The following is a 16,094-nucleotide window of genomic DNA, read 5'->3' on the forward strand; positions in this document are numbered from 1 at the left end:
GACTCGCTGGCCATCAATGTCCACAGTATAACGAAATTTTTCGACGATGGGTGAAATAGAACTTCACTAATAAATAAATCGCAATAAATTGGTATAACATCTTTTAAAGTTATAAACCAGACCGTATAATGAATGAAATTTAGACAACAAAAGATCATTCATACTTTTTATGGCTGATCATGCTTAATCCGATTTCCAGTTCAGGGAACGCAATATGATAAAAGATATAATTAAAATACATCCCAATGACAATGTCGCCATTACTTTAGTTAACCGACAAGCAGGGGAAACCATTAGTGTTGCAGAGCAATCAGTAACATTAAAACAAGATGTTGACCGAGGGCATAAAATTGCCCTCACCTTGATTGAGGCTGGCAATAATATTGTTAAATATGGCGCTCCTATCGGCCATGCAACGACTACCATAACGGCTGGAGAGCATGTTCATACTCATAATACCGCCACCAATTTAAGTGCCTTAAATGATTATGAGTACCGCCCTGAACACAACACAATTGCCGTTACACGGCCGGATCCAGAAGTGCAAATCTATCGCCGAGCAAATGGTGATGTCGCTATCCGTAATGAAATTTGGGTGATACCAACAGTCGGCTGTGTTAATGCACTGGCGAGAAAAATGATCGAACGCTTTAATAAACAACATAATGGCGCTTCTGATATTGATGGTGTTTATCTTTATAACCATACTTTAGGGTGTTCCCAGCTCGGTGATGACCATTTAACAACCCGTACTATTTTACAAGATATGGTTAAGCACCCTAATGCAGGTGGCGTTTTAGTCATCGGTTTAGGTTGTGAAAATAATCAAGTCGCCGCCTTTAAAGAAACATTAGGTGACTATGATGATGAACGCGTGAAATTTATGGTATGCCAACAATTAGATGATGAAATTGAAGCCGGTGTAGAGCACCTTAATGCACTTTATCAATTAGTACAGCAAGATAAACGTGAGTCAGGCAAACTGAGCGAAGTGAAATTTGGTCTTGAATGTGGTGGATCTGATGGCCTTTCAGGGATCACGGCTAACCCATTGTTAGGCTGTTTTTCTGATTTTTTAGTCAGTCATAACGGAACTACGGTGTTAACCGAAGTACCTGAAATGTTTGGTGCTGAACAAATTCTAATGAACCACTGCCATGATGAACTGACGTTTGAGAAAACGGTCAATATGATCAATGACTTCAAACAGTATTTTATTGCCCATGACCAGCCAATTTATGAAAACCCATCTCCAGGTAATAAAGCCGGAGGCATTTCGACACTCGAAGAAAAATCCCTCGGCTGCACACAAAAAGCTGGCACTAGCCAAGTAATGGATGTTTTAAAATACGGGGAGCGCCTGACAACCCCAGGATTCAACTTGTTAAGCGCACCGGGTAATGATGCCATTGCCACCAGTGCCTTAGGAGCAGCTGGCTGCCATATGGTGTTATTTACAACAGGTCGTGGCACGCCATATGGTGGCTTTGTCCCCACCATGAAAATTGCGACCAATAATGAATTAGCCGCCAAAAAACCCCATTGGATTGATTTTAATGCAGGTGCCTTATTAACAGGAAAATCCATGAATCAGTTATTAGATGACTTCATTCAGTTGGTTGTCAAAACCGTTAATGGTGAACCTACAAAAAATGAAATCAATGATTTCCGTGAATTAGCAATTTTTAAAATGGGCGTCACACTTTAAAAACAAATTAATCCCTATTGCTTTGGTTATTATTAAGCAATAGGGATATAACTAACTATTTATATTTATTAACTTTTTCCTACCGACCTTACTTTCTATCCTAAGCCATAAGCCCATTTATTGTGACACGAAGACAATAAAGAAAAGTCACCATTTCCCTATTTTTAAGATATGGTAGGATCCATTTCGTAATGACGAATTTTAATTTATTAGCAGGGTAAATAATGATAGACCTAAAACTTAGAGAGGCCAGAGACAGCCTTTCCACCAAAGAAAAACAAGTCGCTGAGTACATTATTGCTAATAAGAAAAACATGCAAAGTATGAGCATTCAATCCCTAGCCCAAGAAAATAAGGTCAGTACCACCACTATCTTGCGCCTGTGCCATAAGTTAGGCTACCAAGGCTTTAGCGATCTAAAAATTGATTTAATTTCATCGATTAATCACAAGTCTTACGGCACTCTACTACAAGAAGATATTGATATTAATGATTCAATGGAAACCGTTAATCACAAAGTAGGATTGATTGAAAAATCATCCATAGAAGAAACTTGCGCTTTGGTCAATTTAAATGCCTTTAAGCTAGCAAATGAATTAATTAGTAAGAGTAAAAAAATTGTCATTTATGGTGCAGGCAGTAGTGGATTAGTTGCAAAAGAATTTGAATATCAACTAATTAAAATAAAAAAAGATGTTAATTGTCACCTTGATTACAGCATTCAATTTAGTATCGTGAATACATTAGATCAGAACGATCTTGTCATTGTCATCTCTCATTCTGGTGAAAACCACGAATGTATCAAACTACTCACTCTTGCCAGAGAATTGAAAGTTCCGACCATTGCTATCACGAAAATGGGGCAAAGCTCGGTGTCATCGCTAGCAGAAACAGTCTTGCACACGATCTCCACGGAGCACGTTTCAAGGCTTATCCCTATTCGCTCAAAAATTTCGCAACTGACTGTAATTAATATGCTGATTACTAATCTATTTATTAAACAATATGATGAAAGAATTCAAAAACAAATTAGCACTCGTGCGGAGCGCTTTTCTCGCTTAAATAGCAATAACTAATCGGCTTTCTCCTCCTTAATATCTTCTATGTGGCTCTAAGTAGCCACTTCGATCTTGCTCACAAAAATGACCCTTTCTAGGAACTCCCCCTTTTCATTCCCCTTTTTTGTGATATTGTTACTTCAAAATAAATATATAAAAGTAATTTTATTACTAAAATAAAAAAATAAATATAAGGGGAAAAAATGAGCTCTCAAATACCTATCATACTGGCTAGCCATGGGCCTTTTGCACAAGGGTTATTGGAATGTGCTGAAATGCTAATCGGCTCTCAAGAAGATATCAGCGTGATTTCCATTCAAAGAGAAAGCAATATTAATGAGGTAAAAAAACATTTATTTGAAACATATCAAAATGTTAATAAAGGCGATGGCGTTTTAATTTTAGTGGATTTATTAGGCGGTTCTCCTTGCAATTTAGCCAGCGAGCTCGTTATTACCCAAAATGATGTTGTGCTGTACTGCGGAATCAATGTTCCTACTTTTCTCGAAATACTCAGCAACCGAGACCTCTCTTTACATGAACTTCATCAAGTCATTAATGATGTATTCCCTGACAGTTGCCTTAATGTCGGTGAACAACTTAAACCATTAGCACAAAACGATAGCGAACTTTAGGAGAATCCCATGCCAATTAATGTTGCTCGAATTGATGACAGACTTATCCATGGCCAAGTTATAACCACTTGGGTTAAAAATTTTGACATTGAACAGGTGATTATCGTCAATGACAAAGTTGCCAATGACACCGTTCAACAATCAGTTCTTACTATGGCTGCTCCACCAGATCTAAAAGTAGTCGTTTTTGGCGTCGATAAATTCATTGAAGTCTTAAAAAAAGCGGAAATTAAACGCCGCACTATGCTGCTGTTTACTAACAGTATTGATGTGAACAGGCTTGTCGAAAGTGGCTTAAAACTGGAAAAACTGAATGTCGGCGGGATGCGTATGCAAGAAGGCCGTCGTAATTTATCCCGTGCGGTTGCTGTAACACCGGATGAAGAACAAGCCTTTAGGTCACTTATCAACAATAACGTTGCCGTTGAAATTCAAATGGTTCCTAAAGATCCCATTGTTGAATTGAAAACATTACTCAATTAATTCATTTAATCATACTTATTTTCACTCAATAAGTAAGGAGCCTATTATGTTAGTAGAGGCCATTTTAATTGCAATTTGGGCAGGCATTTGCTCATTGGATGATGTCGGTCCGCAAATGCTAAGACGCCCACTGCTCACCGGTACTGTGGCCGGTATTATCATGGGCGATATGGTTCAAGGGTTAGCCATTAGCGCCACATTAGAATTGATGTGGATGGGAATTGGTAACGTCGGCGCTTATTCTGCACCCGATATTATCGCTGGTTCAATTATTGGAGTTGCACTCGGTATTGCTTCCAATGGCGGAATTGCAGCGGGTATCGCCCTTGCCGTGCCAGTCTCTATTCTATGCCAACAATTACTGATTATCTGGCGTTCTTTTGCCAGTTTCTTAAATGTCTGGGCCAGTAAATCCATTCTTGATGGAAACTACAGTGGCCTAACAAAAGTCCATTATTTTTCGACGCCACTGTGGTTTTTTATTCGCGCCATTCCCTGCTTTATTGCCGTTTATTTTGGTAGTGACTTAGTCAATAACATATTAAATGCCGTACCTGAAAGTATTCTTACCGGTATGGGGGTCGCATCTAAACTGATCCCTGCTGTCGGTATCTGTATTCTGCTACTCATGTTGCTTAAAGGCAGAATGTGGTTTTTCTTTCTGCTCGGTTTTATGCTCACAACCTATTTAAAACTGCCAATTATCCCAATTACTTTTATCGCTCTGGCATTTGCAGTGCTTTATGACATGGCATTTGCCAGCAGTTTGCGCCAAACACCAGAAGAAAAAACAGCACCAACCTCCCATAAAAATGAAGAAGAGGAGTATGACCTATGAGTGAAGTAACCACCTCTGAAAATAAAAAACTCACGAAAAAAGAGCTTAATGGTATGTTTTGGCGAATTCAAACCATGTCATTCTCATACAACTACGAAAAACTGCAAACTATTGGTTTTGCGCATTGTATGGTGCCCGTTCTCGATAAACTGTATGAAAAAGCGGATCAAGAAACACGTATTAAAGCCATGCAACGCCATTTCGAGTTTTTTAACACGCAAATTAACGCTGGCGCATTAATTCTCGGTGTCACCGCTGCATTAGAAGAAAAAACAACAGAAGAAGAAAAAGAAGCTGTCGTTTCTGTAAAAGCCGGTTTAATGGGGCCATTTGCAGGCCTAGGTGATAGCTTATTAAAATTTACGTGGTTACCTATTTGCGGCAGCATCGGAGCCGCATTTGCACTGCAAGGTAATATTATTGGCCCTATCTTAATGTTTATTCTGTTTAATATCGTCAATATCGGCACCAAATATTTCTTTATTCATTATGGCTATAACAAAGGCGTTGATTTAATCGAGCAATCGAAAAAATCAAATATTATTCAGCGAATTACTAATATAGCGAACGTTGTCGGGGTCATGGTCCTAGGTTCCTTGATAGCGACGACCGTCAAGCTTTCCACTCCGCTAACCATTGCCGTCGGTGAGCAATCTATCAAAGTACAAGAAATGTTTGACAAGGTAATACCTAACTTACTCACTCTTCTCTTTGCCCTCGGTATTTTCTTCCTTGTTCGTAAATTTCAAGGGAAACATACCGTTGCACTCATTGTCGCCATTATGGTTTTAGGTGTTATTTGTTCTGTGTTCGGAATTTTAGGATGATAAAGGGAAATATATGGAAATCGAAGTCAACAGAGTGAGTGAATCAACACTCGAAATAAAGTTTAGTGAAATTCCATCCTCTCCTCTAGCATTATATTGGACGGATAGACCTGATACTCAAGTTTATCCTGAGAATTTCATTACAGATAAATTAGAGAATACCATTACAGTTCAAGACCCATTAAATGCTAAACAACGTATCTATTTTATTTTACAAAATGCCAACGGACGTAGATTATTCGCTGAAAGAACATTGCCTATTGAGGGATTAAATAACTTCCGTGATTTTGGGGGTTATACCACAACAGACGGAAAACAGGTGAAATGGGGAATGTTATACCGTTCCAACCATTTGTTTAATTTGAATCAACAAGCGGTCAACTATATTTCCCACCTAGGGATTAACAGCATTATCGATTATCGTACTCAAAATGAAATTAATAAATCGCCTAATTGCTATGTTGGTGAAAAGGAAACTTATCACCTTGATGCAACGGCTCAAACTGCTGAATTAGCAGCACAATTTGCCGCATCACCAGATAATGAAGACAAAGCACTAATCGAAAGTGTTATCCAACACATTCCGAAAGAAATGATTAACGGCGATGGGTTACAAATATTGGAACAATATCGCCAATTTGTGGTGAGTGATAAGTCAAAAGCTGCCTTTAAGCAAATGATAGAGGTTTTATTAAATAAACAAAATGCCCCAAGTATTCAGCATTGCCGTGGAGGAAAAGACCGAACTGGTTATGGTGCATTGCTGGTACTTTCCATGTTAGGAGTGCCAAAAGAAACCATTGTACAGGATTATATGATCACCCATTTTAACCGGCTTGAACGTAACGAAATTAAAATGGCGGGATATCGAAAAATAACCCAAGACCAAAATGTACTGGATTATTTACTCTCACTAATTGATACTCAAGAATCATTTATTTTAGAAGTCTTTAATACAATGGAGGAAATATCTGGCTCTGTTGAAATGTATATTAAAGATGAACTTAAATTCACAGATAATGATATTAAGCAACTTAGAGAGATATACTTAGTTTAAATAAATTTAATTATCTTATAAATAACCACAGGTTTAATCTAATAAACCCGAGAAATTGCTTTATTTAAAATAACAGTAAAATAGCCACATAGAATACTCATTGTGGCTATTTTATTGACGAAAAAATCCTTTATTGATCATAAGACCAATAATAACTCTCGTTCGCCAATTCTATTTAATTAATTTTTTAGCTACTTTATTTTTGCCCGTAATATGCATTTTTACCGTGCTTACGTAAATAGTGTTTATCTAATAATACTTGTTGCATGGAACCTATTTGTGAACTTAATTGACGGGTAAATAAATTCATATAGGCAATTTCTTCTAACACTACGGCGTTATGCACTGCATTATCGGGGCTTGTTCCCCAAGCAAATGGCCCATGGCTATTCACTAATACGGCTGGAATATCTTTTGCTGACAGGCCTTTTTCCTTGAAGGTTTCAATAATCACATGACCCGTTTCTCTTTCATAGTCCCCTTCAATTTCACTTGCTGTCATTTTACGGGTACAAGGAATTTCACCGTAGAAGTAATCGGCATGGGTTGTCCCTAAGGCGCTCAATGGCTGCCCTGCTTGAGCCCATATCGTGGCGTGACGGGAGTGAGTATGAACAATACCGCCAGTTTCAGGGAATGCTTGGTACAGAGCCAAATGCGTGTCGGTATCTGAAGACGGTCGATATTTCCCTTCGACTACTTCTCCACTTTCTAACGATACCACCACCATGTCTTCTGCTTTCATGGTTTCATAGTCAACGCCAGAAGGTTTTATCACCATTAGCCCAGCTTCGCGGTCAATACCACTCACATTTCCCCAAGTAAATGTCACTAGGTTATGTTTGGGTAAGGCAAGGTTCGCTTCAAAAACCTGTTGTTTCAATTGTTCTAACATAACAACTCCCTAGCTTGCTTAAATATGCTTTAATATCAACAACAAAAATTTATTATGGTGATGTTTTTTGTGTGTTGATAACCTTTATCTGGCTATTAAGGTAAACAGATTTAGGCCATTTAAAAAGCACCTCACTTTACAAATTCGTAACAAAATCACCTGAGTCGGTCTTATTCGGGCATATTCAGTCAAATAAAGTCATAATACAGATGTGGTTAAATGACCGAGTTAGCCCAATATTTTTTGTTTATTAAGAGAAAAGCAAAAAAACACCGCAAATATAGTGATTCAAATCTAATTATTATGTAACAAGCCACATTAGCACTCTTAAAATTAAGATCAAAATCACTTTAGCAGGCTTTGTTTTTTTCAAAAACAGATTACTTGAATCCAATCACGACAAAAAAAAAGCAACACGGGCAGAATAAATATCGTGGAAAGAATAGGAGTTAAATATGTTACAAGCCGAACGCCATAAATTAATTTGTTCTCATGTTTCGCAGAATGGCTCGGCGCTAGTGCGTGATTTAGCTCAATTATGTCTCGTTTCTCAAGAAACTATCCGTCGTGATTTAACTACCCTTGAGCGGGAAAATAAGATCATCCGTAGCTTTGGGGGCGCGGTAGCCATCGACCAAGAAGAAATGTCGATGGTGAATGTTATGCCTTCTTCGGTCAAACTCAGTCAAATGGTTGATGGCGCAGAGTCTTTTCGCAAAAGAACCGAAGAGCACCCTGATGCCAAGATGAAGATTTCAAAGGCCGCACTAAAATTAATTCAGCCTGGTGACTGTATTATGTTAGATAACAGTAGTACTTGCTGGTTTCTAGCACGGCAAATACCTGATATCGACATTACGGTAGTGACAAACTCGGTCAAGATTATCCAAGCCTTGGCCTGCCGTGACCGAGTGCGCGTTATTGGTATTGGTGGGGAATATTCAGAACGCCATGATGATTTTCATGGCCCAATTGCAGAAAGTATTATCCGTAGCTTTCAGATAAAAACCTTATTTCTTTCATGCCAAGGGTTCAATATCGAAAATGGTATTCGCGATGGCAGTGAAATAAACTCAAAATTAAAAAATATTATGTTACAGGTTTCCGAAAATAAAGTTTTGCTCGCGGATAATAGTAAATTAGGAAAATATGCATTTAGCCAGGTTTGTACATTTGATGATATTGACGTATTAATTACAAACAAACTAAATGATAATAGTTTTCAAGAAAAGTTCTCTAACCTTAGAATTATCGAGTGCGATAAATAAGTTATAAAAATAAAAATCATGTAACTGTGATGTAAGTAAAAAACAATAAGTTCTATTTTATTTTCTGTATTAAATAAGCGCAGGGATATTATTTACCCATAATTCCTTGGCACTTAATTATAGGCATATCTAAATATAAGAAGTTCATTATTTCTAAATAATGGAATTTCTTGATTTAGTATCCATCTACACTAAGGAATACAACTATGAACATGAAGAAGCTAGTTTTACCTTGTCTAATGAGCGTTGCACTATTTTCAAATGTCGCGATGGCTGAATCACAAAAAGCACAAAAGCCCTTTACCATGGGTGTCGTCGTTAAAGTCGGTGGTATTCCTTGGTTTAATGTGATGGAACAAGGTATTACTGAAGAAGGCAAAAAACTCGGTGTAAATGCCTTCCAAGTCGGTCCAACAACGGCTGACCCAGCGGAACAAGTTCGTGCTATCGAAGATTTAATCGCGAAGAAAGTGGATGTCATTGGCGTTGTCCCTAACGACGCTAAAGTTCTTGAGCCTGTATTAAAACGTGCCCAAGACGCTGGAATTAAAGTCATTACCCACGAATCACCAAACCAAAAAAATGCAGATTGGGACTTTGAATTACTTGATACCCAAAGCATGGGTGCTAACCATATGAGAGACATGGCGGCCTGTATGGGTGAAGAAGGCAAATACGCCATGTTTGTGGGAAGCCTGACAGTACCATTAGTGAACGAATGGGCCGACGCTGCAATTGCTTACCAGAAAGCGAACTACCCGAAAATGCAAATGGTCGATGACCGCTTTGGTGTTGCCGAATCCGTTGATGACTCAATGCGTACAGCTAATGATTTGTTATCTAAGCACAAAGACTTAAAAGGTATCATGTCATTTGGTTCACAAGGCCCTATCGGTGCAGGCCGAGCCATTGATAAACGCCGTAAAAATGATGAAACCTGTGTATTCGGGACATTCACACCTGGCCAAGGCATCAAATTACTGGAAAAAGGCGCAATTGATGGCGGCTATATTTCGAATCCAAAAGTCGCAGGACAAGTATTTGTACAGGTGGCGACTGCCATGATGAATGGTGAAGAAATTAAAGATGGCGTGTCTATTGGTGATATGGGTGAAATCAAAGTCAGTGGCAACACGATTTTGAGTGACAACCCCGTTAATTTGAATATTGAAAATACGAAAAAATTGGTCGAAGTCGGTCTGTAATTTCACCTTGTCAAAATAATGTTCAAAACAAAAATACAATATTTATCAAGATATTAATTTTAATGTTCTTTGAGTTCGAGTCGCCTGCACTAACGCAGCGGCTCGAACTCATCACGAACAAGCCAACACCAATTTATTTGCAGTAGGAATTGTACTTATGACAAGCACCTCAAAAGCTGACAAATCCGATCCACTCATTACCTTGCGCGACCTTTCCAAAAGCTTCGGTGGTCACCGTGCATTACGCAATATCGATTTGACGCTCAACAAAGGTGAAGTGCACTGTTTAGCGGGCACCAATGGGTGTGGGAAAAGCACATTAATTAAAACCATCAGTGGTGTCTATGCCCCTGATGACGGTAGCAAAATTGAAATTGATGGAAAAAGTTATCACCGGTTGACGCCAGATAAAGCGCGTGAATTAGGCGTGCAAGTTATCTACCAAGATTTGTCATTATTTCCAAATTTAACCGTTGCCGAAAATATCGCCTTTGAGCTAAACCTCAAAGGCTATTTTGGCTGGTTTCGCAAAAAACAACTGCGCGAAAAAGCGCTAGAAATCCTCAATGAACTGGCTTTCACCATTGACCCCGACACGCCTGTGCAATTTTTACCCATTGCTCAACGCCAACAAGTTGCTATCTGCCGCGCCCTAGTCGCCGACGCACGCCTGGTCATTATGGATGAACCAACAGCTTCATTGACCCGAACAGAAGTCAACCAACTACTATCAACAGTTAATTACCTAAAAGATAAGGGTATTACTGTTGTTTTCGTAAGTCACCGACTAGAAGAAGTGAAAGAGATTTCTGACCGCATCACGGTGATCCGCGATGGCCAAAAAATTGGGACTTGGCCTGCTGAAGGCTTAACTACCCGCAAAATTACTGAGTTAATGACTGGCTTAGACATTGTCCATGAACGCAAGCCACCCAATAATGCGGAAGACCGACGCACAGTACTTGAGCTAAAAAACCTCAGTCGAGCTGGGCAATATCGTGATATCAACTTAAATTTAAAACGCGGTGAAGTGTTAGGTTTATGTGGTTTGTTAGGCTCAGGCCGTACCGAATTAGCATTATCGTTATTTGGCATTACCCATCCAGATAGCGGCGAATTATTTATCGAAGACAAGCCTGTTAAGTTAAAAAACAACACCGACGCCATTAAGCGTGGCATTGGTTATGTCTCTGAAGACCGCCTGACTTTAGGTGCCATTTTACAGCAATCCATCGCAGACAATATGGTAATTTCGATTCTTGATCGACTCAAAACACCTTGGCATTTAATCGATGAAAAACAGTGCCAAGAAATCGTACAAGAGTGGATAGCCGACTTAGATATTAAAGTCACCGACCCCAATAATGCCCTTTCAACACTTTCAGGCGGTAACCAACAAAAAGTAGTACTCGCCAAATGGATTTTAACGCGACCTAAAGTGCTGATTTTAGATTCACCAACCGTTGGTGTTGATATCGGTGCAAAAGACAGTATTTACAAGCTGATTCACCGTTTATCAGGTGTTGGTATCTCCATTTTATTAATTACCGATGAAGCCTCCGAAGCTTATTACAATTGCGACAGAATTTTACATATGAAACAAGGCGCTATCGTCAAAGAAATTGTGACAGATTCCATCAATGAGCAACAATTGGAGGAAATCATCAATGGCTAATTGGCAAAAATTACGACCACAATCTGTCGAAGGCTGGCTGACTTGGGTCATTCTTATCATGGTGGTGTTCTTCACATTGATGAGCCCACAATTTCTGACTATTCAAAATTTACTCGACCTCAGTGAAAGCTATGCGGTGACGGGTATTTTCGCCTTGGGCTTATTTGTGGTTCTTGTCACTGGGGGTATTGATATTTCGTTTGCCGCTGTGGCTTCCGTAGTGCAATACGTGATTGCGACTTGGTTATTGCAAGGTTTTATTGCAAGCCCTGCCGTTAGTATCACATTGGCGATTATCATCGGTATCGCTTTTGGCTTAATCAACGCCATTTTGATTTACTCGCTGAATGTTGTGTCAATTATCATCACCATCAGTATGCAATCACTGCTGTTTGGAATGCTGATGTGGTTAACCAACGGTCACAGCATTTATGACTTGCCTGATTGGTGGGTTGACCCTGTGACTATCCTGCCTTTTGAAGTGGATGGCGAATATTACCAAGTTGGCTTGCCGTTAATTGTAATGCTAGGCATTGCCTTCTTAACGTGGATTTTAATGAATAAAACCCACATCGGCCGTCAGTTATATGCTGTTGGCGGCAGCCAAGAATCTGCATCTCGTATTGGTATTCGTGTTTCCGTGATTTATCTGTTTGCTTACGGCTACCTTGGCGCGATGGCAGCGATTGGCGGCATGTTGCAAACCTACCGAATGAGTGAAGTGGTACCGAGTGCCCTTGTGGGAGGGGAGCTGGATGTGCTTGCAGCTGCTGTATTGGGTGGAGCCAGTTTATCCGGTGGCAGAGGCTCGGTGATAGGTACATTAATGGGGGTTTTCCTGATTGGTATCTTGAAAAACGGCCTTAACCTGATTGGTGTTTCAAACTACTTCGTCAATATCGTCATCGGGCTGGTTATTCTCATTGCGATTTGTATTACCCACTATAAAAAACGTAAAGAGACGGACGTAGGTTTTGTTTAACAGGAATATCACCATGAAAAAAAATGCTTTTTTTAAAATTGATGGCTCTGTTATCGGACTGCTTTCAATCTTTGTTCTGGCTATCGCCGCGTTTAGTATTGCCATGCCAGGGCACTTTTTTACTCAAAATACCTTTTTGAGTATCACTTTTCAGTTACCTGAATTGGGCTTACTCACCTTTGCCATGTTTGTACCTATGTTAAGTGGCGGCTTAAACCTCGCCATTATTAGTACTGCTAACTTAACTGGCCTGTTTATGGCTTGGGTGTTTATCAATTACCTGCCAGTGGATGCAGGGACGGGCACACAGCTGATGTGGCTGGTCTTCGCATTGATCGGCGCAACTGTAATTGCGGTCATTATCGGTAGCTTAACAGGGCTGATGATTTCCCATATCGGGGCACACCCTATTCTAGTCACTCTCGGTACTATGACGATTATTAGTGGTATTGGCGTTTACCTAACCAAAGGAGCAGCGCTGAGTGGCATGCCGCCCATTGTTCGTGCCATTGGTTCCGATACGGTGTTTGGGGTACCAATTGCGATGATTATTTTCATTGTTACCGCAATTCTCTTAGCGCTGTTTCTAGGCTGTACGCGTTTAGGTAAAAATATCTATATGAGTGGCAGTAACATCAATGCAACGTGGTTCAGCGGTATTCGTACCGACCGTGTCATGATTGCGATATACACCATTTCTAGCCTGTTATGTGTATTAGCTGGACTCATCATGATGGCTCGCTTTAACTCTGCACGTATGGGCTACGGGGACTCCTATTTACTGCTCACCATTCTTGCCATCGTATTAGGTGGAACTAACCCATTTGGGGGAGTTGGTAAGGTTAGCCGAGTGTTCTGTGCCTTATTGGTTTTACAGGTCATTGCGACAGGTTTAAGCCTGCTTGGTGTAAGCCTGCACTTTAACCTCGCAGTTTGGGGGATCACGCTCATCTTGGCACTAGCATTCAAGTTCTTCAAAGAAAAATGGAGTGCTAAACGTGCGATGAACCGCAACCAACGCCTTAATAAAGCATCGACACAAAGTTAATTTTTCAAGGGGAAAACCATGCGCAAGCATCCAATTGGTATTTATGAAAAAGCATTACCGAAAAACAGCAGTTGGTTAGAAAAATTAGTTATCGCAAAATCTGCAGGTTATGATTTTGTGGAGATGTCAGTAGATGAAACTGACGAACGTCTAGCTCGGTTAGACTGGAGCACCGCTGAACGTCTGGAAGTGGTTAGAGCCATTCAAGAAACAGGTATTCGCATTCCAAGTATGTGTTTATCGGGCCATCGCCGTTTTCCTTTCGGTAGCCATGATGAAGGCACTCGCATGATGGCCTATACCTTAATGGAAAAAGCCATTAAGCTCGCTCAAGACTTAGGCATTCGCACTATTCAGCTCGCGGGTTATGACGTTTACTATGAAGAGCAAGATGCCGAAACGATTGCCAATTTCGAAAAAGGAATGCAATGGGTCAGTGAAATTGCGGCCGCTTCTCAAGTGATGTGTGCGGTAGAAATCATGGATACGCCATTTATGAATTCCATTAGCAAATGGCAAACGCTTTCCGATAAAATTCGCTCGCCTTGGTTCAAGGTGTATCCTGATGTCGGCAACTTAACGGCATGGGGCAATGATGTCGAAAAAGAATTCACCCAAGGAATTGAACACGTCGCAGCAATTCACTTAAAAGATACGTATGCGGTGACTGAAACCTGTAAAGGCCAATTCCGTGATGTGCCTTTCGGTGAAGGCTGCGTGGATTTTGTTAATTTATTCAAATTATTAAAACGTTTAAATTACCGTGGCTCCTTCCTGATTGAAATGTGGACAGAAAAAGCCGATGAGCCACTGATTGAAATTATCAAAGCTCGTCATTGGATGGAAGACAAAATGCAACAAGCAGGCTGGCACAACGCCTAAAGGAGCCGATAATGAATGCATTTTTTATGGGTGTTGACCTTGGTGGTACCGTCATTAAAGCGGGTATCTACACCGCAGAAGGCCAAGAAATTACCGTTGCTGAACATTCTTTTCCCACTGAGAGTCCACAAGCAGGTTTTAGTGAACGCAATATGGAAATGCTGTGGGAAGCGGCTTGCAGCGTGATTCGCCAAGCGATTCAAAATAGCCAGCTCAACGCCGCCCAAATTTCCGGTGTCAGCTTTTCTTCTCACGGCAAAGGGCTGTACTTACTCAATAGCCAAGGAAAACCGGTTAGGAATGGGATTGTGTCATCTGATTCACGAGCTCAATCTATTGTTGATGAATGGCACCAAGACGGCACCGCGGATAAAGCTTATCCATTGAGTTTGCAGCAATTATGGGCTTCTCATCCTGTGGCGCTGTTACGTTGGTTAAAACAACACGAGCCCGATAATTATCGCGATACTCAACATGTTTTGATGGTCCACGATTACATTCGCTACCGTCTAACCGACCAAATTGCCTGCGAAGAAACCAATATTTCTGGCAGCCAATTATTTAACCAAACCCTGTCGAGTTATGACCCTAAATTATGCCAACTATTTGGTATTGATGAGGCAAATGACAAACTAGCACCGGTGATTAATTCGGCTCAACTTGCAGGAACGGTAACCCACAAAGCCGCTGCTGAGTCTGGACTTGTAGAAGGAACCCCTGTATTTGGTGGCTTCTTTGACGTGGTGGGTGCAGCGTTGGCGTCAGGGGTGAGCCAAAAAGATAAACTCAGCGCCGTAGCCGGAACTTGGACCATTTCAACCCGTGTCTTCGATGAAATTGTGCCTTCAGATTACCCATACGTATGGAGTAAATACTGTATTCCAGGTACCTATTTTGTCCACGAAGGCAGCCCGACTTCCGCCAGTAACCTCGCGTGGTTCACTCGTCACTTCTTCAATCAACGTTTGCAAGATTATAACGTACTGAATCACTGTGTGGCTGAAGGGGCAACACGGCCAAATGATATTCTGTTTTTTCCTTGGCTGTACGGTTCTAACTACCACAGTAATTTGCATGGTGGTCTACTCGGTTTGAGCTCACACCATACGGATGCTGATATTGTTTATGCTATCTATCAAGGAATTGTGTTTTCACATTTGCTACATCAAGACCGTATTGTTGGCCTTGATAATACAACAGAATCTATTCGTTTCACGGGTGGCCCAACACAGTCACCACTGTGGATGCAAATGTTCTGTGATGCCAGTAACTTGCCGTTAGATGTCGTCAATGTACAGCAATCAGGTTGCCAAGCCGCTGCACTTTGTGCCGCAGTCGGAACAGGTTACTATTCAGGTTTTGATGTCGCTATTGCGGCAAGCACACCCAAAATCACGACTTACCAACCAAACGCCGTTGGGTATCAACAGTTACGTGATAAATTTGCCCGCTTTAAAGCTGTTGCAGATGCATTGAGTCAATAACTTGTTGAATAAAAATAAAGGCAGAACTGATAGCTCGGTTCTGCCTTAT

15 protein-coding genes are annotated in these 16,094 nt (G+C 40.6%); 14 read left to right on the forward strand and 1 reads right to left on the reverse strand.

Annotated features, from left to right (window positions below; genetic code table 11):
• Positions 1 to 214 precede the first annotated feature (214 nt).
• From M1F25_RS18135 to M1F25_RS18165, 7 genes are all read left to right on the forward strand, one after another.
• Positions 215 to 1,708 carry a UxaA family hydrolase gene (locus M1F25_RS18135; protein WP_144140528.1) on the forward strand — a complete coding sequence of 498 codons (1,494 nt, stop codon included), beginning with the start codon at positions 215 to 217 and terminating at the stop codon, positions 1,706 to 1,708.
• Positions 1,709 to 1,932: 224 nt separating this feature from the next.
• Positions 1,933 to 2,784, forward strand: coding sequence for a MurR/RpiR family transcriptional regulator (locus tag M1F25_RS18140; RefSeq protein WP_004259175.1), 852 nt, complete (start codon positions 1,933 to 1,935; stop codon positions 2,782 to 2,784).
• Positions 2,785 to 2,969: 185 nt separating this feature from the next.
• On the forward strand, positions 2,970 to 3,401 hold the full coding sequence (locus M1F25_RS18145) for a PTS sugar transporter subunit IIA (RefSeq protein ID WP_144140530.1): 432 nt from the start codon (positions 2,970 to 2,972) through the stop codon (positions 3,399 to 3,401).
• Positions 3,402 to 3,410: 9 nt separating this feature from the next.
• Positions 3,411 to 3,884, forward strand: coding sequence for a PTS system mannose/fructose/N-acetylgalactosamine-transporter subunit IIB (locus M1F25_RS18150; RefSeq protein ID WP_004259181.1), 474 nt, complete (start codon positions 3,411 to 3,413; stop codon positions 3,882 to 3,884).
• 46 nt (positions 3,885 to 3,930) lie between these two features.
• Positions 3,931 to 4,722, forward strand: a complete 792-nt coding sequence (locus M1F25_RS18155; protein WP_094961577.1) for a PTS mannose/fructose/sorbose/N-acetylgalactosamine transporter subunit IIC — start codon at positions 3,931 to 3,933, stop codon at positions 4,720 to 4,722.
• Positions 4,719 to 5,549: a PTS system mannose/fructose/sorbose family transporter subunit IID gene (locus M1F25_RS18160; RefSeq protein ID WP_004259186.1), complete on the forward strand. Its 831-nt coding sequence runs from the start codon at positions 4,719 to 4,721 to the stop codon at positions 5,547 to 5,549. The genes M1F25_RS18155 and M1F25_RS18160 overlap by 4 nt, the downstream gene beginning before the upstream one ends.
• Positions 5,550 to 5,562: 13 nt before the next feature.
• Positions 5,563 to 6,606, forward strand: a complete 1,044-nt coding sequence (locus M1F25_RS18165) for a tyrosine-protein phosphatase (RefSeq protein WP_094961578.1) — start codon at positions 5,563 to 5,565, stop codon at positions 6,604 to 6,606.
• Positions 6,607 to 6,802: 196 nt separating this feature from the next.
• Here M1F25_RS18165 and araD read toward each other — a convergent pair whose 3' ends face one another.
• A complete protein-coding gene (gene araD / locus M1F25_RS18170; protein WP_094961579.1) occupies positions 6,803 to 7,501 on the reverse strand; it encodes an L-ribulose-5-phosphate 4-epimerase in 699 nt (232 codons plus the stop codon).
• A gap of 455 nt (positions 7,502 to 7,956) precedes the next feature.
• Between araD and M1F25_RS18175 the strand changes: the two genes are divergently transcribed.
• The 7 genes from M1F25_RS18175 to M1F25_RS18205 all read left to right on the forward strand — a co-directional run bounded on the left by M1F25_RS18175 (position 7,957) and on the right by M1F25_RS18205 (position 16,045).
• Positions 7,957 to 8,769 carry a DeoR/GlpR family DNA-binding transcription regulator gene (locus M1F25_RS18175; protein WP_004259195.1) on the forward strand — a complete coding sequence of 271 codons (813 nt, stop codon included), beginning with the start codon at positions 7,957 to 7,959 and terminating at the stop codon, positions 8,767 to 8,769.
• A 212-nt stretch (positions 8,770 to 8,981) separates the two neighbouring features.
• On the forward strand, positions 8,982 to 9,974 hold the full coding sequence (locus M1F25_RS18180) for a substrate-binding domain-containing protein (protein WP_036958239.1): 993 nt from the start codon (positions 8,982 to 8,984) through the stop codon (positions 9,972 to 9,974).
• 157 nt (positions 9,975 to 10,131) lie between these two features.
• Complete coding sequence (locus tag M1F25_RS18185) at positions 10,132 to 11,649, forward strand: sugar ABC transporter ATP-binding protein (RefSeq protein WP_094961581.1); 1,518 nt, start codon at positions 10,132 to 10,134, stop codon at positions 11,647 to 11,649.
• Positions 11,642 to 12,631, forward strand: a complete 990-nt coding sequence (locus M1F25_RS18190; RefSeq protein ID WP_004259203.1) for an ABC transporter permease — start codon at positions 11,642 to 11,644, stop codon at positions 12,629 to 12,631. Before M1F25_RS18185 ends, M1F25_RS18190 begins: the two co-directional genes overlap by 8 nt.
• Before the next feature lie 13 nt (positions 12,632 to 12,644).
• Complete coding sequence (locus tag M1F25_RS18195; RefSeq protein ID WP_094961582.1) at positions 12,645 to 13,679, forward strand: ABC transporter permease; 1,035 nt, start codon at positions 12,645 to 12,647, stop codon at positions 13,677 to 13,679.
• Positions 13,680 to 13,697: 18 nt separating this feature from the next.
• Positions 13,698 to 14,561 carry an L-ribulose-5-phosphate 3-epimerase gene (locus M1F25_RS18200; protein ID WP_096864476.1) on the forward strand — a complete coding sequence of 288 codons (864 nt, stop codon included), beginning with the start codon at positions 13,698 to 13,700 and terminating at the stop codon, positions 14,559 to 14,561.
• An 11-nt stretch (positions 14,562 to 14,572) separates the two neighbouring features.
• The gene (locus M1F25_RS18205; protein WP_096864475.1) at positions 14,573 to 16,045 is read left to right on the forward strand and encodes an FGGY-family carbohydrate kinase; all 1,473 of its coding nucleotides are present in this window, start codon (positions 14,573 to 14,575) and stop codon (positions 16,043 to 16,045) included.
• Positions 16,046 to 16,094: the final 49 nt, after the last annotated feature.

Source organism: Providencia sp. PROV109 (assembly GCF_033681625.1).
In the GTDB taxonomy this organism is placed as follows: Bacteria; Pseudomonadota; Gammaproteobacteria; order Enterobacterales; family Enterobacteriaceae; genus Providencia; species Providencia hangzhouensis.